15 protein-coding genes are annotated in these 17590 nt (G+C 62.7%); 8 read left to right on the top strand and 7 right to left on the bottom strand.

Annotated features, from left to right (window positions below):
- Window positions 1–117: 117 nt before the first annotated feature.
- The 3 genes from PAN31117_RS08165 to purN form a co-directional block, all read right to left on the bottom strand.
- Entirely contained in the window at window positions 118–1554 is a 1437-nt protein-coding gene (locus PAN31117_RS08165; RefSeq protein ID WP_150737713.1) for a mechanosensitive ion channel family protein, read from the bottom strand.
- 25 nt (window positions 1555–1579) lie between these two features.
- On the bottom strand, window positions 1580–2890 hold the full coding sequence (locus tag PAN31117_RS08160) for an RsmB/NOP family class I SAM-dependent RNA methyltransferase (protein WP_150737763.1): 1311 nt from the start codon (window positions 2888–2890) through the stop codon (window positions 1580–1582).
- A gap of 197 nt (window positions 2891–3087) precedes the next feature.
- A complete protein-coding gene (purN, locus tag PAN31117_RS08155; RefSeq protein WP_150737712.1) occupies window positions 3088–3747 on the bottom strand; it encodes a phosphoribosylglycinamide formyltransferase in 660 nt (219 codons plus the stop codon).
- Between the two features lie 214 nt (window positions 3748–3961).
- On the opposite strand from purN, the gene PAN31117_RS08150 reads away from it, so the two are divergent.
- The 7 genes from PAN31117_RS08150 to dut all read left to right on the top strand — a co-directional run bounded on the left by PAN31117_RS08150 (window position 3962) and on the right by dut (window position 12820).
- The gene (locus PAN31117_RS08150) at window positions 3962–4954 is read left to right on the top strand and encodes a bifunctional riboflavin kinase/FAD synthetase (RefSeq protein WP_150737711.1); all 993 of its coding nucleotides are present in this window, start codon (window positions 3962–3964) and stop codon (window positions 4952–4954) included.
- A gap of 168 nt (window positions 4955–5122) precedes the next feature.
- Window positions 5123–7960, top strand: coding sequence for an isoleucine--tRNA ligase (gene ileS / locus PAN31117_RS08145; protein ID WP_150737710.1), 2838 nt, complete (start codon window positions 5123–5125; stop codon window positions 7958–7960).
- Window positions 7960–8502 (top strand): signal peptidase II, encoded by a 543-nt coding sequence (gene lspA / locus PAN31117_RS08140; protein WP_039400857.1) that lies wholly within the window; start codon window positions 7960–7962, stop codon window positions 8500–8502. Before ileS ends, lspA begins: the two co-directional genes overlap by 1 nt.
- A 136-nt stretch (window positions 8503–8638) precedes the next feature.
- A complete protein-coding gene (gene coaBC, locus PAN31117_RS08135) occupies window positions 8639–9844 on the top strand; it encodes a bifunctional phosphopantothenoylcysteine decarboxylase/phosphopantothenate--cysteine ligase CoaBC (RefSeq protein WP_150737709.1) in 1206 nt (401 codons plus the stop codon).
- 185 nt (window positions 9845–10029) lie between these two features.
- Entirely contained in the window at window positions 10030–11250 is a 1221-nt protein-coding gene (locus PAN31117_RS08130; RefSeq protein ID WP_150737708.1) for an MFS transporter, read from the top strand.
- Between the two features lie 17 nt (window positions 11251–11267).
- Complete coding sequence (locus PAN31117_RS08125; RefSeq protein WP_150737707.1) at window positions 11268–12299, top strand: LLM class flavin-dependent oxidoreductase; 1032 nt, start codon at window positions 11268–11270, stop codon at window positions 12297–12299.
- A 74-nt stretch (window positions 12300–12373) separates the two neighbouring features.
- On the top strand, window positions 12374–12820 hold the full coding sequence (dut, locus tag PAN31117_RS08120) for a dUTP diphosphatase (protein WP_150576255.1): 447 nt from the start codon (window positions 12374–12376) through the stop codon (window positions 12818–12820).
- A 96-nt stretch (window positions 12821–12916) separates the two neighbouring features.
- Here the strand turns inward: dut and clpA are convergent, their stop codons facing one another.
- Both clpA and clpS read right to left on the bottom strand, forming a co-directional pair.
- On the bottom strand, window positions 12917–15214 hold the full coding sequence (gene clpA / locus PAN31117_RS08115; RefSeq protein ID WP_150737706.1) for an ATP-dependent Clp protease ATP-binding subunit ClpA: 2298 nt from the start codon (window positions 15212–15214) through the stop codon (window positions 12917–12919).
- Entirely contained in the window at window positions 15211–15525 is a 315-nt protein-coding gene (gene clpS / locus PAN31117_RS08110; protein WP_010807118.1) for an ATP-dependent Clp protease adapter ClpS, read from the bottom strand. The genes clpA and clpS overlap by 4 nt, the downstream gene beginning before the upstream one ends.
- A 440-nt stretch (window positions 15526–15965) precedes the next feature.
- On the opposite strand from clpS, the gene cspD reads away from it, so the two are divergent.
- Entirely contained in the window at window positions 15966–16172 is a 207-nt protein-coding gene (cspD, locus tag PAN31117_RS08105) for a cold shock domain-containing protein CspD (RefSeq protein ID WP_039400870.1), read from the top strand.
- Between the two features lie 594 nt (window positions 16173–16766).
- Here the strand turns inward: cspD and PAN31117_RS08100 are convergent.
- Both PAN31117_RS08100 and PAN31117_RS08095 read right to left on the bottom strand, forming a co-directional pair.
- On the bottom strand, window positions 16767–17081 hold the full coding sequence (locus PAN31117_RS08100) for a non-heme iron oxygenase ferredoxin subunit (protein ID WP_150737705.1): 315 nt from the start codon (window positions 17079–17081) through the stop codon (window positions 16767–16769).
- Window positions 17082–17093: 12 nt separating this feature from the next.
- The gene (locus tag PAN31117_RS08095) at window positions 17094–17567 is read right to left on the bottom strand and encodes an aromatic-ring-hydroxylating dioxygenase subunit beta (protein WP_150737704.1); all 474 of its coding nucleotides are present in this window, start codon (window positions 17565–17567) and stop codon (window positions 17094–17096) included.
- Between the last annotated feature and the right edge of the window lie 23 nt (window positions 17568–17590).

Genomic DNA, 17590 nt, shown 5'->3' with positions numbered 1-17590 from the left:
AGTGAACGTCTGGTTTTATGGTTTGGGACGTATTTTACCCGACGGACCGTTGCCCGTGTGTCGCCTCGCAGCCACGCAATTTGTCGCAGGTCAACCCATCGGCTTAGGGAAAAAAGTCTATCGGGCCGTCTTTCCGTCGTCATCCGCCTGTGGCAAGAGCGTTTGCGGCGTCGCATTGGCCGAATTCGGCAATTCGCGCGCGCCGTCCGGTGAAACGGTGCCGTCGACCGGCAGATGGGGGGCTTGCGCAGGAATCCCGTCCGCCCAGTCGTTCAGGATACGTATTTCGCGCTGTGCATACGGAATTTCAATACCGTGTTCACGAAATGTGCGCCAAATCCGCAAATTGATGGTGGAACGTATCCCCCCGCTGCCTTGCGCCGGATCCTGGACCCAAAATCCCATTTCCAGATCCATCCCATCGGCACCAAAGTTCAGCAACAGCGCCGAGGGTGGCGGATCCGTCAGCACGCGGGGAATGTCTTCGGCCGCCTTTAGCATGAGCGACATCGCCAGTTCGACATCGGCGCTATAGGCCACCTGCACGTTGACTTTGGCGCGGCCACGGGTCTCGGTGAACGAATGGTTCTGCACGACGTTCGTCACCAGTTGCTCGTTCGGCACCAGCGCTTCGACACCGTCCAGGCCGCGCACGACCGAGTACCGCGTGTTGATTTGCGAGACGGTGCCGTGATACGTCGACACGGTAATCAGGTCGCCGATGCGCACGGAGCGGTCCAGCAGAATGATGAAGCCCGACACGAGGTTCGAGGCGATCTTCTGCAAGCCGAAACCCAACCCCACACCAAGCGCACCGCCGAACACGCCCAGCACGGTGATGTCGATGCCGACGAACGACAACGTCGCGAGCACGGCGATCAGTGTCAGCAGGCCCTTGACCACGCGTGAGAGCACCACCTTCAGGTTGCCGTCGAGCGTGGTCGTGCGCATGATCCGGTCTTCGATCAGCGAGCCGACCCACATCGCCAGCACCAGCGTCACGCCGATCCAGAGCAGGCCGGACAGCATCGAGAGCAGCGTCAGATGGCTTGAGCCGACAGCGAACTTCACGCTGGCAAGCCACTTGAGAATGTCGTCGTGCACGCCCAGCACGTAGGCGAGCATCGAGAACCAGGCGAGCGTCGTGAACACCCGCTCGAACACCTTGAGCAGGCCCGAGGCATGGGGCGACGAAGCAAACAGCCTCCGGGCGAAGTAGAACGCGAGATAGATGAGCGCGGTGCCGAACAGCGGGACTTCCGCGAGCATCAGCAGCGAGACATGCGTGTATTCCTGAAGCACCACGCGCGTGAGCGCCACGCACATCCAGCCGAACATCGGGAAGAACGAGCGGCGCAGGCTCGACGAGCCCGCGCGGCGTGCAGGTGCGACGCGCTCGAAATGGCGGTCGAGGCGTCCGATCATCCAGCGACGCAACACGAGGGCGACGGCGAGCGCGCCCACAAGTGCGACGATCTGCCAGATGATCTGCGGATCGCCGAAGTCGCGAACGACATCGCGCACCAACCTCGCGAAAGCCGGACTTTCCTGCATCGCCATATCCTTCTATCTGTTCTTGTTATTCGTCGATACTAGCTGACGACACGACTGAGGCCTTGGCAGCCGGACGACGCTCGAACACGGCGGCGAAAAAGCCGTCGGTCGCGTTGCGGTGCGGCAGCAGTTCGAGGTACTTGCCCGTGTCGAGTCCGATTTTCTGCGCCGCCAGCAATTCGTTCGCAGGCAACAGCACGAAGTCCGGATGCGCGGCGAGGAACGCCTCGGCAATCGCGCTGTTCTCCTCGGTCAGCACACTGCATGTCGCGTATACGAGGCGTCCGCCCGGCTTCACGAGGCGCGCGGCGCTCGCGAGGATGGACGTCTGCTTTTGCGTGAGTTCTTCGACCGACTGCGGCGACTGACGCCACTTCAGGTCTGGATTGCGACGCAGCGTGCCGAGCCCGCTGCACGGCGCGTCGACCAGCACGCGGTCGATCTTACCCGCCAGACGCTTGATCTTGCTGTCGTTCTCGCTGTCGATCATCACCGGATAGACGTTCGACAGGCCGCTGCGCGCCAGACGCGGCTTGAGCTTGGCCAGACGCTTCTCCGACACGTCGAATGCATACAGACGCCCGGTCGAGCGCATGGCCGCGCCGATGGCGAGCGTCTTGCCGCCAGCGCCTGCACAGAAGTCAACGATCATCTCACCCCGACGCGGTGCGACCAGTTGGCACAGCAACTGGCTGCCTTCGTCCTGGACTTCGATGGCACCGGACATGAATAGCGGGTGCTTCTGCAACGCCGGCTTGCCCGCCAGACGAATGCCGTTGGGTGCCATCGGCGTCGGCTCGGCCGAGAACCCGCTTTCACGCAGCCCAGCGAGCACGTCGTCGCGGTTCGCCTTGATCAGGTTTACGCGGCAATCGAGCGGCGCAGGCTGGTTCAGTGCAGCGGCAAGCGCTTCCAGTTCGGTGGCGTCGAAACGCGCGGCCAGACGGTCGTACAGCCACGCCGGCAAGTTAGTACGCACTCGCGGCGCGAGGCTGGCCGGATCGATCTGACCGACGTGTTCAAGCCACGTGGCTTCTTCTGGCGTCGCGACCAGTTCGACCGACGCGATGCCCCGAGTGAAGGCCAGTCCGAGCAGCGCCAGTCGGCGCTCCTGCGAGCCCGTGCCGCTCACGGCGTGCTGACCGAATTCGAGCTTGCGGCGCAGAATGGCAAAGACCGTCTCCGCCAGCACACCACGCTCGCGGTGACCCAGCTTGTCGTTGGCGCGGAAGTACGTGCTGACCAGCGTGTCGGCCGGGCCGGTGAACGTCAGCACGCTGCCGAGCAGGCGTTGCGTGTGTTCGAACAGCGCCGGGGGCAGACGCTCGCCACGCATGCCGGTGCCGCCGACCGGGGCGTCCGGACGGCGCTCGTAGCGCGAGCGGTCGTACTTGTCGGGACGGACGTAGCGCTCCTGGCGCTCGCCATTACCACCATTGCCGCCCTTGGACGACTGACGGTTATCGGAGGAACGGCCGCCGGAGCGGTGACCGGATTGATTGGCGCCATCGCGGCGCTGGGTCGGGCGGGTGCTCATGCGTCCTCACCAAAAAGCCATTGCGAATCTTGTGAATCGGAAGTGCCGTCAGCACGCGGGGTCAGCGTCACGCGCCCCTGCGCAATGACCAGACGGTCTTCCACGAACCAGCGCACGGCGCGCGGGTAAATGATGTGCTCCAGGGGCAGAATGCGCTCTGCGAGTGTCTCGGGCGTGTCGCCGTCGCGCACGGGCAAGGCGGTTTGCAGCACGTACGGACCGTGGTCCAGCTCGGCCGTCACGAAATGCACCGTTGCCCCGACGATCTTGCAGCCGGCTTCCAGTGCGCGGGCGTGCGTTTGCAGCCCCGGGAATGCAGGCAACAGCGACGGATGGATGTTGATGAGGCGTCCGGCGTAGCGGCCAGTGAATTCCGGCGTGAGAATACGCATGAACCCGGCAAGCACGACCAGATCGGGCTGGTGGCGGTCGATCTCGGCGGCCAGTTCGGCGTCGAAATCTTCGCGGGTCTTGCCGCGGCTCGGCACCACGGCCGTGGGGATGCCGTTTTCCTGGGCAAATGTCAGGCCTTCGGCGTCGGGACGATTAGCGATGATGGCGGCCACGCGGGCCGGCCAGCCTTCTGCGGTACAGGCCCGGACGATGGCCTGCATGTTGCTGCCTCGTCCGGAAATCAGGATGACAATGTTCTTCATCGCCGGATTTTATCATTGGCGCGGCGCACCAGACAGCGCGATCCGCGCCGCGATGGCCCCGAAGCGTTTATAATTCAACGTTCTGCGGCGCCGCAATGTCGGTTCGAGCGTCCTGTGTCGACCGGTTGTCCCCGGGCGCGACAGGCCGCCAGACCCTCCCGGCCACGCCGCGCGGCTATTTCATCACTCAACGTCCTGTAGACGCTTCCTTATCGTGCGAGTCTTCCGGGGTCTACCCAACGCGCAAAGCAAAGCGCCCTGCGTGCTGACGATCGGCAATTTCGACGGCGTGCATCTGGGCCACCAGGCACTGCTCGCGCGCGTGCGCGCGGCGGCGGCTGCGCGCGGCTTGCCGGTGTGCGTGATGACGTTCGAGCCGCATCCCCGCGAATACTTCATGCCCGACCGGGCGCCTGCCCGCATCTCCAATCTACGCGACAAGTTCGAAGCGCTGCGCTCGCACGGCGTCGACCGTCTCGTGGTGGAGCACTTCAACGCCCATTTCGCCGGCCAGTCGCCCGAAGACTTCGTGCGCAACATCATCGTCGACGGCCTGCACACGCGCTGGCTGCTGGTGGGCGACGATTTCCGCTTCGGCGCGAAGCGCGCGGGCGACATCGAATATTTGCGCGACGCCGGCCGTCGCTTCGACTTCGTCGTCGAGCAGATGCCGACCATCGCACACGACGGTGTGCGCATTTCCAGCTCGGAAGTGCGTGCGGCGCTCGCCGACGGCAACTTCGAGCGCGCCCACGCGCTGCTCGGCCGTCCGTACGCGATCACCGGTCACGTCGTGCACGGCATGAAGCTCGGCCGCAAGCTGGGCTTCCCGACGCTCAATCTGCGCATCGCGCACAAGCACCCGGCCCTCACGGGCATCTTCGTCGTTCAGGTGCACGGTCTGGCGGACAAACCGCTGCCCGCCGTGGCGAGCCTGGGCCTGCGCCCGACCGTGGACGATTCCGGTCGCGTGCTGCTCGAAGTGCATCTGCTCGACTTCGTGGGCGATTGCTACGGCAAGCTGGTGCGCGTGGAATTTTTGCAGAAACTGCGTGACGAAGCGAAATTCGACGGATTGGCCGAGCTCGAAGCTGCCATCGCGCAGGACACGCGCGAGGCCCGCGCCTATTTCGCCCATGCGCTCGACGCCAATGGTCCGAGTGCAAGACGCGACTTCGCCACCTCGGCGACCGACCGAATTAGTTGATCTTCGCCCGCGTGCGCCGGCGCCCAGCGCCTCGCGCGCGGCCCGCAGCCGTCTCTGGCACCTGCCCGGACGCCGCCCTTCACGGCCCACAAGGTCGATAAGGCCCCGGCAACGCCTCCGGCGCAAGCGCCCCACAACCGATACCCAAAATTCGATAGCGTTGCATCCATGAGCGAAAAGAAAGCCCCGAGCAAATACCCCGTCAACCTGCTGGACACGCCGTTCCCGATGCGTGGCGACCTGCCCAGGCGCGAGCCGCTGTGGGTCAAGCAATGGCAGGAAAAGAAGATCTACGACAAGATCCGCAAAGCCAGCAAAGGCCGTCCGAAGTTCATCCTGCACGACGGCCCGCCGTATGCCAACGGCGACATCCACATCGGTCACGCGGTCAACAAGATCCTCAAGGACATGATCGTCAAGGCGCGTAGCCTCGCGGGCTTCGACGCCGCCTACGTGCCGGGCTGGGACTGCCACGGCATGCCCATCGAAATCCAGATCGAAAAGCAGTTCGGCAAGCACCTGCCGGTGCGCGAAGTGCAGGAAAAGGCGCGCGCCTACGCTGGGGTGCAGATCGAGCGCCAGAAGGCCGACTTCGAGCGTCTGGGCGTGCTCGGCGACTGGGACAATCCGTACAAGACCATGAACTTCGCGAATGAAGCCGGTGAGCTTCGTGCGCTCGCGCAGATCCTGAAGAACGGCTATGTGTATCGTGGTCTGAAGCCGGTGAACTGGTGCTTCGACTGCGGCTCGGCGCTGGCCGAAGCGGAAGTCGAGTACAAGGACAAGACCGATCTGGCCATCGACGTGGGCTTCGCCTTCGCCGAACCGGAAAAGGTCGCCAAGGCCTTCGGTCTGCCGAAGCTGCCGCGCGAAGACGGGTTCATCGTCATCTGGACGACGACCCCGTGGACCATCCCGTCGAACCAGGCGCTCAACGTCCATCCGGAAGTCGAGTACGCTCTCGTTTCGACCGAGCGCGGCCTGCTGATCCTGGCGACCGATCGCGTCGAAGACTGCCTGAAGACGTACGGCCTGCACGGCGAGATCGTCGCGCGCACCAAAGGTGAAGCGCTCTCGCTGATCCGCTTCCGTCACCCGCTCGCCACCGCCGACGCTGGTTACGACCGCACCTCGCCGGTCTACCTCGGCGACTATGTGACGACAGATACCGGTACCGGTATCGTCCACTCGGCCCCCGCCTACGGTGTGGAAGACTTTGTGTCGTGCAAGGCGCACGACATGCCGGATTCGGAAATCCGCATGCCGGTGCTGGGCGATGGTCGTTATCAGGACAGCCTGCCGCTGTTCGGCGGCCAGTCGATCTGGGACGCCAACCCGCAGATCGTCGACACGCTGCGCGATGCGGGCACGCTGTTCCATTCGTTCAAGTACACGCACAGCTACATGCACTGCTGGCGTCACAAGTCGCCGATCATCTATCGCGCGACGAACCAGTGGTTTGCAGGCATGGACGTGAAGCCGGTCGACGGCGCACCGGGCAACGGCCAGACGCTGCGCGAGATCGCGCTCGCCGGTATCGAAGCGACGGAGTTCTTCCCGTCGTGGGGTAAGCAACGCCTGCACAACATGATCGCGCACCGCCCGGACTGGACGCTTTCGCGTCAGCGCCAATGGGGCGTGCCGATGGCGTTCTTCGTCCACAAGGAAACCGGCGCCCTGCACCCGCGCACGCCCGAGCTGCTCGAAGCCGTGGCCAAGCGCGTGGAAACAGAAGGCATCGAAGCCTGGCAAACGCTCGACCCGGTCGAGCTGCTCGGTGACGAGGCCAAGGATTACGTGAAGAATCGCGACACGCTCGACGTGTGGTTCGACTCGGGCACAACGCATTGGCACGTACTGCGCGGATCGCATGCGCATGAGTTGGGCTTCCCGGCCGATCTGTATCTGGAAGGCTCGGACCAGCATCGCGGCTGGTTCCATTCGTCGCTGCTGACTGCGTCGATGCTCGACGGCCGTCCGCCCTACAAGGCACTGCTCACGCACGGCTTCACCGTCGACGGCCAGGGCCGCAAGATGTCGAAGTCGATCGGCAACACCATCGTGCCGCAGGAAGTTGCCGACAAGCTTGGCGCGGAAATCATCCGACTGTGGGTGGCCTCGACCGACTACTCGGGCGAGTTGTCTATCTCGGACGAGATCCTCAAGCGCGTGACGGAAGGCTATCGCCGCATCCGCAACACGCTGCGCTTCCTGCTCGCGAACCTGGCCGACTACGACCACGCGAAGCACGCCATGTCGGCGGATCAGTGGCTGGAAATCGACCGTTACGCCGTGGCGTTGTCGCAATCGCTGCAAACCGAAGTGCTCGGCCATTACGACCGTTACGAGTTCCACCCGGTCGTGTCCAAGCTCCAGACGTTCTGCTCCGAAGACCTCGGCGGCTTCTACCTCGACATCCTCAAGGATCGTCTGTATACGAGCGCGCCGGACGCCCCGGCACGCCGCGCCGCGCAGAACGCGCTGTATCACATCACGCATGGCCTGCTGAAGCTGATGGCGCCGTTCCTGTCGTTCACGGCGGAAGAAGCGTGGCAGGTGTTCCAGCCGGGCAACGACACGATTTTCACGGAGACGTACTACGCCTATCCGGAAGTCGCGGAAGGTACGCGTTTGCTCGAGAAGTGGCATCTGCTGCGCACGGTGCGCGGCGACGTCACCAAGGCGCTGGAAGAAGCGCGCGCCGCCGAGCAGATCGGCTCGTCGCTGCAAGCTGAAGTGGACGTGCGCGTCTCGGGTCGCAAGTACGACGTGCTGGCCAGCCTCGGCGACGACCTGCGTTTCGTGCTGATCACGTCGGCCGCGAAGGTCTCGCAAGTCGCATCGGAAGGCGAGGAAGGCGTGGTCGTCACGCCGTCGACGCATCAGAAATGCGAGCGCTGCTGGCACTATCGCGAAGACGTGGGCGCAGACCCCGCTCACCCGACCCTTTGCGGACGTTGCGTGTCGAATCTGTTCGGCAGCGGCGAACACCGGAGCGCGGCATAATGGCAAGCAAAGCAGGCGCCCGTACGGGCGCGAAGCGTGGTGGTGGCAGCAATGCCCGTAGCGGCGCGTCCCTCGGACTGGCACCGTGGCTGGGCATCGCGGTCATTGCGATCCTGATCGATCAGGTCACCAAACTCACGATTCTGAAGACGTTTCAGTACGGCGAATTCCGTCCGCTGACCTCGTTCTTCAACCTCGTGCTGGTGTACAACAAGGGAGCAGCGTTCAACTTCCTGGCGGCCGCCGGGGGCTGGCAACGCTGGTTCTTCACGCTGCTCGGCATCGTGGCCGCGACGGTCATCGTGGTGTTGCTCAAGCGTCATAACGGTCAGAAGATGTTCTGCCTGTCGCTGTCGCTGATTCTCGGTGGCGCGCTGGGCAACGTGATCGATCGGGTGGTCTACGGCCATGTGATCGACTTTCTGGACTTTCACGTCGGCGGCTGGCACTGGCCGGCGTTCAACGTGGCCGACTCGGCCATTTGCGTGGGCGCGGTGCTGCTGGTGATCGACGAGTTGCGACGCGTGCGGCGCGGCAAGTAGCGCAGCAGAACGGGGCCGCAGCGATCTGCGGCATGATGCGTCCACGGCGTGCAGCCGGTGTGACGGATCGGTAAGCAGCAAACACCGTCGCGGCGCCCTGGAGGCGCCGCGCGGCACTTTGGAGGAGGCATTTCCTATGGAACGTGGTGAACTGGCTGGCAAGACCATCGTGCTCGGCCTGACGGGCGGCATCGCCTGCTACAAGTCAGCAGAACTCACGCGGCTGCTCATCAAGGCCGGTGCCACGGTGCAGGTCGTGATGACCGAAGCCGCCACGCAATTCATCACCCCGCTCACGATGCAGGCGCTCTCGGGCCGCCCGGTGTTTACCAGTCAATGGGACAACCGCATCGATAACAACATGGCGCACATCGACCTCTCGCGTGAGGCCGACGTCATTCTCATCGCCCCCGCCTCCACCGACTTCCTCGCCAAGCTCGCGCACGGCATGGCCGACGATCTGCTCTCCACGTTGTGTGTGGCGCGCGATTGCCCGTTGCTGGTAGCCCCCGCGATGAACCGTCAGATGTGGGCCAACCCGGCCACGCAACGCAACGCGGCAACGCTTCGCGGCGACGGCATCGCGATTCTCGGCCCGGGCAGCGGCGATCAGGCCTGCGGCGAAATCGGCGATGGGCGCATGCTCGAACCGGAAGACCTGTACGAAGCACTCGCTGGCTTTTTCCAGCCGAAGCGGCTCGCGGGACGTCGCGTACTCATCACCGCAGGCCCGACCTTCGAGCCGATCGATCCGGTGCGCGGACTCACGAATCGCTCCAGTGGCAAGATGGGGTTCGCCCTCGCGCGCGCCGCCGCGCAGGCGGGTGCGGATGTGCATCTCGTGGCCGGACCGACTTCGCTGGCGACGCCCTATGGCGTAACGCGCAGCAACGTCCAGACGGCGCAACAAATGTATGACGCCGTGATGGCCGACGTTTCGCGTAACGACATCTTCATTGCGGTGGCCGCCGTGGCCGACTGGCGCGTGCGCGACGTGGCGCACGACAAGATCAAGAAGACGGGGGATGCCGACGTCCCGACACTCGAATTCGTCCAGAACCCTGACATTCTCGCCGCGGTGGCGCAATTGCCGAAGCCGCCGTTTTGTGTGGGCTTTGCGGCCGAGTCGGGCGATCTCGAAAAGCACGGTGCGCAGAAGCGTCAGCGCAAACAGGTGCCATTGCTTGTGGGCAATCTCGGCCCGGCCACGTTCGGGCAAGATGACAACGAAGTCATTCTGTTCGACGAAGCGGGGCAGAAGCGCCTGCCGCGCGCCGACAAGCAAGCGCTTGCTCGCAGCCTGATCGTCGAAATCGCCGCACGGCTGCCGTCGCCGCAGTAACCCCCGTCCCCAATACCCCTACAGCCAGTCCGTCTGTCATTGTCGTTGTCCGGCGACGCTGACAGACTGGCAGGCGCGGCGGCAACCAGCAGCAACCAGCGGCAACCGGCGACGACATTTCGCGCCCCACGACCTGCCGCCATCAGTACCCGGGCCTTCGGGCCATCGCAGACGATAACCACCAGATGACGCAACCTCCTACCTCCACGCGGCCACGCGTCAGTGTCTACGGGACACTGAGCATGCTCGCCGCGATCATGTTCTTCGGCTTCATGACCATCGGCATGCCGTTGCCCGTGCTGCCGGTGTACGTCCACGAAACGCTGGGCTTCGGCTCGTTCGTTGTCGGGGTGACGATCGGTATCCAGTCGGTCGTCACGCTCCTGCTGCGCTCTTACGCCGGTCGCACCGTCGACACGCGCGGCCCGCGCAATGCTGTGCTGACCGGCCTGTGCGGCTGCGCGGCAGCCGGTGTGCTGTACCTCGTCGCCTCGATAGTGCCGAACCCCTCACTGGCGCTGGGTGTGCTGCTGGCGGGACGCGTCGTGCTCGGCTTCGGCGAAAGCCTGCTGCTCACGGGCGGCATGTCGTGGGGTATCGGCCTGCTCGGTGCAACACATGCGAGCAAGGCGATTTCGTGGCAAGGCGTGTCGATGTACACCGCGCTCGCCGTGGGTGCGCCGTTTGGCGCGTATTTGCTGCAAGCGTCGGGCTTCACCGTAGTTTCGCTGGTCAACATCGGCCTGCCAGCCGTGGCGTTCGCCATTGCGCTGCGTCTGCCTGCCGCGGCTCCGGTCGGTGGGACCCGTCTGTCGTTCTTCAAGGTGGTCGGGCTGGTGTGGCGTCCGGGTCTCGCGATGACGCTCGGCAGCATCGGGTATGCCGTCATTGCTGCCTTCATTACGCTGTTCTACGCGAGCCACGGCTGGTCGGGCGCAGCGTTCGCACTCACGCTCTACAGCGGCACATTCATCGCGATGCGGATTCTGCTCTCGCACGCAGTCGATCGTTTCGGCGGACGCCGTGTCGCCATGTGCTCGCTCGTCTTCAGCGCCATCGGTCAGTTCTTGCTGTGGGGCGCGGTGAATCCGCATATGGCGCTCGCGGGCGCAGCACTCACGGGGATGGGCTTCTCGCTGGTGTTTCCGGCACTCGGTGTGGAGGCATTGCGTTCGGTACCGCCGCAGAATCGTGGTGCGGCGCTGGCCGCGTACTCGGCGTTCTTCGATCTCGCGCTCGGCCTGATCGGACCGATGGCCGGTCTCGTCGCCAACTTCTTCGGCTACGCCTCGATCTTCCTATGCGGTGCCGTTGGCGGCATCGTCGCCATTCTGATGATTGCGCGCCTGCCGCATGCAGGCCCCGGTGCCGCCCCGGTGGATTCGTCCGCCGGCAGCGGTCACTGATCGGGAGCGACCCACTCATGACGCAACCCGCTGCACGTATCAAACTGTCGGTGCTCGATCAGACACCGGTCATCCACGGCCACAGCGTCGCCGACGCCATCGCCGCCACCGTCGAACTGGCGCAAGCCGCCGACGATCTCGGCTACACGCGCTACTGGTGCGCTGAGCACCACGGACTGCGCGGCGTGGCCAACCCCGCGCCGGAAGTCATGATCGCCCGGCTGGCGAGCGTGACGAAGCGACTGCGCGTGGGCTCGGGTGGCGTGATGCTGCCCTACTACAGCCCATTTAAGCTGGCCGAGCAATTTCTGATGCTCGAAGCGCTGTTTCCGAATCGCATCGACCTCGGGGTGGGACGCGCGCCGGGTGGCGACATGCGCACTGCACGTGCCGTCGCCAAGGGGCCGTACGACGCAGGCGAGCACTTCCCGCAACAAGTCGCCGAACTGGCGGGACTCTTCGGCGACACGCTGGCCGACGATCACCCGTACCGTGGCGTGCTCCTGCAACCGGCCGTGCAAACGCGCCCCGAATTGTGGGTACTCGGGTCCAGCGAGTTCGGCGGATTGCTCGCCGCACAACTCGGCCTGCGCTACTGCTTCGCGCACTTCATCAATGCGCATTACGGCCATCGCGTGACGCAAGCCTATCGCGAGCGCTTCACGCCGGGCCAGCTCGACAAGCCCTACTGCTCGGTCGCGCTGTTCATCATCTGCGCGGATACGGATGCGCAAGCCGAGGCGCTGGAAGCGGGCGTGGATTTGCGTCGCGTGCAGATGGCGTACGGCATGAACGAACCCATCCCGAGCCTCGATCAGGGCGCGCAGGCCAAGTTGCAATATCGGGAACGAGAACTGTCCGTGATCGCCCGGGAGAAGCCGCGTAGTATCATCGGCACCCCGGAGCGCGTGACCGAGCGCGTGCTGGAATTGCAAGAGCAGTTCGAAGCCGACGAGATCACCGTGCTGACGGTTGCTGGCAGCTATCGCGCCCGCCTGCGTTCGCATGAGCTGCTGGCGCAGGCGTTTTCGCTGCGTGCCGATGACTGATCGGATCTGACGATTTGCGCCATTCTCGCCCGAAAAATTTTTGATTCACTCGCACTAATTCACCGCCATACGCCATGAAACTCGACGTCAAGATCCTCGACGAACGCCTGCGCACGCAGTTGCCCGCCTATGCCACGCCGGGCAGCGCCGGCCTCGATTTGCGTGCGTGCCTCGACGCACCCATGACCATCGCCCCGGGGCAGACCGTGCTCGTGCCGACGGGTCTGGCCGTCCATCTGGCCGATCCGGGCTACGCCGCCCTGATTCTGCCGCGCTCCGGTCTCGGCCATAAGCACGGCATCGTGCTAGGCAATCTGGTCGGCCTGATCGACTCGGACTACCAGGGGCAGTTGATGGTCTCGACTTGGAATCGCGGCAATGAGCCGTTTGTGCTGAACCCGTTCGAGCGCCTGGCACAACTTGTGATCGTGCCGGTCGTGCAAGCAGAGTTCAATATCGTCGACGAATTCCCGGAAAGCGATCGCGGCGCTGGCGGCTTCGGCAGTACCGGCAAGCAGTAAGGACGGCTGTAGCTCGCCCGCACATCATGCAGTGGACGGACAAAAGAAAAGCGCCGCATTTCGCGGCGCTTTTTCTTTGCGACAGCGTCGAGTCGATTACTCGACTTCGGCAGCTTCCGGCTGAGCCTTGGTGTTGCCGTCTTCCGGGAAGGAGAGCTGCACCTGATCGTTCTCGTCGAGATCGACGGTCACACGGCCTCCGCTGGTCAGACGCCCGAACAGCAGCTCGTCCGCCAGCGCACGACGGATCGTGTCCTGAATCAGACGCTGCATCGGCCGCGCGCCCATGAGCGGATCAAAGCCCTTCTTCGACAGATACGCGCGCAGCTTATCGGTGAAGACAACCTCGACCTTCTTCTCGTGCAACTGATCTTCCAGCTGAATGAGGAACTTGTCGACAACGCGCAGGATGATCTGCTCGTCGAGCGGCTTGAAGCTGATGATCGAGTCGAGACGGTTGCGGAACTCCGGCGTGAACATACGCTTGATGTCGGCCATCTCGTCACCGGCCTGACGCTCGTTCGTGAAGCCGATGCTCGCACGATTGATCGTTTCGGCCCCCGCGTTCGTCGTCATGATGATGATGACGTTGCGGAAGTCGGCCTTGCGGCCGTTGTTGTCCGTCAGCGTGCCGTGGTCCATGACCTGAAGCAGCACGTTAAAGATATCCGGATGCGCCTTCTCGATTTCGTCGAGCAACAGCACGCAATGCGGCTTCTTCGTGATGGCTTCCGTCAGCAAACCACCTTGATCGAAGCCCACGTATCCCGGCGGCGCGCCAATCAGACGGCTCACCGCGTGGCGTTCCATGTACTCCGACATGTCGAAGCGGATCAGCTCGATGCCCAGCGTGAACGCGAGTTGCTTGGCAACTTCGGTCTTGCCGACACCTGTCGGGCCCGAGAACAGAAACGCGCCGATCGGCTTGTCCGTCTTGCCCAGCCCGGCGCGCGACATCTTGATCGCAGCGGACAGCGCATCGATCGCCGGGTCTTGCCCGAACACCACGCTCTTCAGATCGCGATCGAGCGTCTGGAGCTTGCCGCGGTCGTCTGCCGACACGCTTTGGGCCGGAATGCGCGCAATCTTCGAGACGATTTCCTCGATCTCACCCTTGCCGATGGTCTTCTTCTGCTTCGACTTCGGTAGGATCCGCTGCGCAGCGCCTGCTTCGTCGATCACGTCGATGGCCTTGTCCGGCAAGTGACGGTCGGTAATGAACTTGGCCGACAATTCAGCCGCAGCCGACAGTGCGCTCGACGAATACTTCACGCCGTGGTGCTCTTCGAAACGCGACTTCAGGCCGCGCAGAATCTGCACCGTCTGCTCGACGGTCGGCTCGTTCACGTCGATCTTCTGGAAACGACGCGACAGCGCAGCGTCCTTTTCGAAGATGCCGCGATACTCGGTAAAGGTCGTCGCACCAATGCACTTCAGTTGGCCCGAAGAGAGCGCCGGCTTGAGCAGGTTCGAAGCGTCGAGCGTGCCGCCCGACGCAGCACCTGCGCCGATCAGCGTGTGAATTTCGTCGATGAACAGGATCGCGTTGTTGCGCTCCTTGAGTTCCTTGAGCACCGCCTTCAGACGTTGCTCGAAGTCGCCGCGATACTTGGTCCCGGCGAGCAGCGCGCCCATGTCCAGCGAGTAGACGGTGGCGTCCTGCAGAATCTCGGGCACTTCGCCACGCGTGACGCGCCAGGCGAGGCCTTCGGCAATCGCCGTCTTGCCCACACCGGCTTCACCCACGAGCAGCGGATTGTTCTTGCGACGGCGGCACAGCACCTGCACCACGCGCTCGACTTCCGATTCCCGGCCGATGAGCGGATCGATCTTGCCGTCGCGCGCCATCTGGTTCAGGTTCTGGGTGTACTGAGCGAGCGGGCTTTCCTTGGCGTTGGCGCCCTCTTCCCCTTCGGCACTGCCTTCGCCAGCCTTGGCCGACTCGCCGGACGCGCCGGTCTTGGTAATGCCGTGAGAGATAAAGTTGACGACGTCCAGACGCGTCACCCCCTGCTGTTGCAGGTAGTAGACCGCGTGGGAGTCCTTCTCACCGAAAATGGCGACCAGCACATTCGCGCCCGTGACTTCCTTCTTGCCGTTGGAAGTGGACTGAACGTGCATGATGGCGCGTTGAATCACGCGCTGAAAACCGAGCGTGGGCTGTGTGTCGACCTCGTCGCTGCCCGGCACCGTCGGCGTGTTATCTGCGATGAAGTTGCGCAGGTTCTGTCGCAAATCGTCGAGATTGGCCGCGCAGGCGCGCAAAACTTCGGCTGCAGTCGGGTTATCCAACAGGGCGAGCAACAGGTGCTCGACCGTGATGAATTCGTGTCGTGCCTGGCGCGCTTCCATAAACGCCATGTGCAGGCTGACTTCCAATTCCTGGGCAATCATGCTTCCTCCATCACGCACTGCAGCGGGTGCCCGGACTGCCTTGCATGGCTAACAACTTGCTCAACTTTGGTCGCCGCGACGTCGCGCGTAAAGACCCCACAAACTCCCCTGCCCTCGCGGTGAACCTTGAGCATGATCTGCGTGGCAGATTCCCGGTCCTTATTAAAATATTCCTGAATGACCATCACCACGAACTCCATCGGGGTGAAATCGTCGTTCAACAGTACCACCTTGTACATGGACGGCGGCTTGAGCTGTTGCTCTTGCCGCTCCTGTACGGTGTCGTCATGCGTTGTCGGTAAGGTTGCCATACGTGGATTCTAAACAACTCTCGGGTGCAGGAAGCCATCGGAGCCCCAATGCCGCCTGCCGTCCGGTCGTCCACCGGCATGCCAACACTCGTCGATCAGCGCGTGCGTTGTCCAGCAAGGCGCTGCAGCCCCGACCACCGGGGGTGCCACACCCATATGAGTCAGCTTAACCCAAATTTCAAGGGCGTGTCTCCGCACGCCTTATACCCTCCAAGATATAAGGGTAAAACCTGATCGAACGTAACTTCTATCGTTCAAAAAGGGCTTGACACTGTTGGTAGTTAGCGAAAACAATCGAACTGGCGCTTTTCCTCTATAAGTGGTTTAAAAGAAAAGATGCCTGGGTGAGCCTAAGAAGCCGCCGCCAGCCGGCGGGTTTTTCAGATGTGCTCGTTGTTGCGGTGATATGTAGTAGTCGTAATTGTTTAGGGGAAGTTTGTATGGCAACCGGTACGGTCAAATGGTTTAACGATGCCAAGGGTTTTGGTTTCATCACGCCGGATGAAGGTGGCGAAGATCTGTTCGCTCACTTCTCGGCGATCCAGATGAATGGATTCAAGACCCTGAAGGAAGGTCAGAAGGTACAGTTCGAGGTCGTCCAAGGCCCGAAGGGCAAGCAGGCTTCGAACATCACGGCTCCGAACTAAGCCAGGCAGTTCGCAGCATTAGAAACCCGGCTTCGGCCGGGTTTTTTATTGCGCCGCAACAATGCATGCGAAACGTTCACATATTTTGGATCCGTTTTTGCATGCAAATCGCGCGCAACTTTCCGCTCAATCGACGAATCTTTACGGTATTTAACTGCGTTTAATCCCTTATAAAACTATATTCATCGCAACATTCCACTCCGTTATTAAAATACTCCTTACCGATCTCGAATTGCGGAAATCAATTACGCAATTACCTGAATTGACTAAGTAATCCTACGCAGTCGTCTGCGCCTCCGATGCACAGAAATGACGCACGTTAAGTGTCGGAAACAAATAATCTTTTAACGAATTCCAAAGCGCCGCTTGCGACGAAAGGACTGTTCATCCGGTGCACCACCCGACACATCGTTGAGTTTTTCGAATCGACCGGTTCGTTTCGTTCGTAGATCTGCCTGAGGCAGGCCAACACCTTCCAATGCCCACCGATCAAGGCGATACCCGTCCCACAAATGCCACGGGCCGCCCGGTAGGCGGCCCGTTTGGACACTTTCCCCTAAAGTCGGCCCCCGAAGCGACCGGATACCGGGAACGTCACCCCAGATCGACGTAGACCTTTCCGGCCTCGATGCGAATCGGGTAGGTTCTGAGCGCTTCGGTCAGCGGCGCGCACTTGGCGGCTCCGGTACGCACGTCGAATTTTCCCTGATGCAACGGGCACTCGATCTCATGTCCTTCGAGGAACCCGTCGCACAATCTTGCATTGCCGTGCGTGCATACGTTGTCCGTGGCGAACACGTCGCCGTCCACGCCATACAGCGCGATGTCCCGTCCGCCGACGACCACGCCGACGACATCGTCCTCGGGAATCGCGTCGCGCGATGCCGCCTCAATCCAGTTGCCGCTCATGATGTCCTCGTGTCAGATCGGGTAAATCAGCGAGTTGGGAATCATCTCGCTGTCGAAAATGCATTGCCGCGACGCAAACTTCCAGCCGTCGTCCGTGCGCTTCACGATGTCCAGATACCGCCCAACCGACAGGATGTCCGTGAGCTGGTCGGGCTTTGTGCGGAACACGGCATAGTTCGCCTCGACGTGCAGCGTGTCGACGTCCTGCGCACGAATCGAGGGCAGCCCGATCACGTGACGCTGGTAGTACGGGTCGTGAAACAGCGTGTCGCGAATGCCGTAGATGCGGTCGCGCAGCATGCCTTTGCTCTCGAAGGAGAGCGTGGCGAGCGGCAGGCCCATGTCGAAGTTCTCGCGCGGCTGAATGCGATAGATGCACTCATCCAGAAAGAACTCGGGCCACGCATCCCACTGCTGCGCATCGAGCGCCGCCGCGTAGGCCGCATTGAGTTCGACCACGGCCTGAAACGTTGCAAAATCCACCATCGAATCGTCTCCCCAGATACCGT

It is taken from the genome of Pandoraea anapnoica, assembly GCF_902459765.1.
In the GTDB taxonomy this organism is placed as follows: domain Bacteria; phylum Pseudomonadota; class Gammaproteobacteria; order Burkholderiales; family Burkholderiaceae; genus Pandoraea; species Pandoraea anapnoica.
Note: the sequence above shows the minus strand (reverse complement) of the source record. Positions and strands in the feature narration are given on the sequence as shown.

Bases quoted from the DNA above. Each gene is read 5' to 3' on its own strand.
- PAN31117_RS08100 (WP_150737705.1), bottom strand. From the start codon at position 17,081: ATGAGCGGCAACTGGATTGAGGCGGCATCGCGCGACGCGATTCCCGAG.
- PAN31117_RS08125 (WP_150737707.1), top strand. From the start codon at position 11,268: ATGACGCAACCCGCTGCACGTATCAAACTGTCGGTGCTCGATCAGACA.
- lspA (WP_039400857.1), top strand. From the start codon at position 7,960: ATGGCAAGCAAAGCAGGCGCCCGTACGGGCGCGAAGCGTGGTGGTGGC.
- PAN31117_RS08095 (WP_150737704.1), bottom strand. From the start codon at position 17,567: ATGGTGGATTTTGCAACGTTTCAGGCCGTGGTCGAACTCAATGCGGCC.
- coaBC (WP_150737709.1), top strand. From the start codon at position 8,639: ATGGAACGTGGTGAACTGGCTGGCAAGACCATCGTGCTCGGCCTGACG.
- PAN31117_RS08160 (WP_150737763.1), bottom strand. From the start codon at position 2,890: ATGCGTGGCGAGCGTCTGCCCCCGGCGCTGTTCGAACACACGCAACGC.
- PAN31117_RS08130 (WP_150737708.1), top strand. From the start codon at position 10,030: ATGACGCAACCTCCTACCTCCACGCGGCCACGCGTCAGTGTCTACGGG.
- purN (WP_150737712.1), bottom strand. From the start codon at position 3,747: ATGAAGAACATTGTCATCCTGATTTCCGGACGAGGCAGCAACATGCAG.
- clpA (WP_150737706.1), bottom strand. From the start codon at position 15,214: ATGATTGCCCAGGAATTGGAAGTCAGCCTGCACATGGCGTTTATGGAA.
- dut (WP_150576255.1), top strand. From the start codon at position 12,374: ATGAAACTCGACGTCAAGATCCTCGACGAACGCCTGCGCACGCAGTTG.
- PAN31117_RS08165 (WP_150737713.1), bottom strand. From the start codon at position 1,554: ATGCAGGAAAGTCCGGCTTTCGCGAGGTTGGTGCGCGATGTCGTTCGC.
- cspD (WP_039400870.1), top strand. From the start codon at position 15,966: ATGGCAACCGGTACGGTCAAATGGTTTAACGATGCCAAGGGTTTTGGT.
- ileS (WP_150737710.1), top strand. From the start codon at position 5,123: ATGAGCGAAAAGAAAGCCCCGAGCAAATACCCCGTCAACCTGCTGGAC.
- clpS (WP_010807118.1), bottom strand. From the start codon at position 15,525: ATGGCAACCTTACCGACAACGCATGACGACACCGTACAGGAGCGGCAA.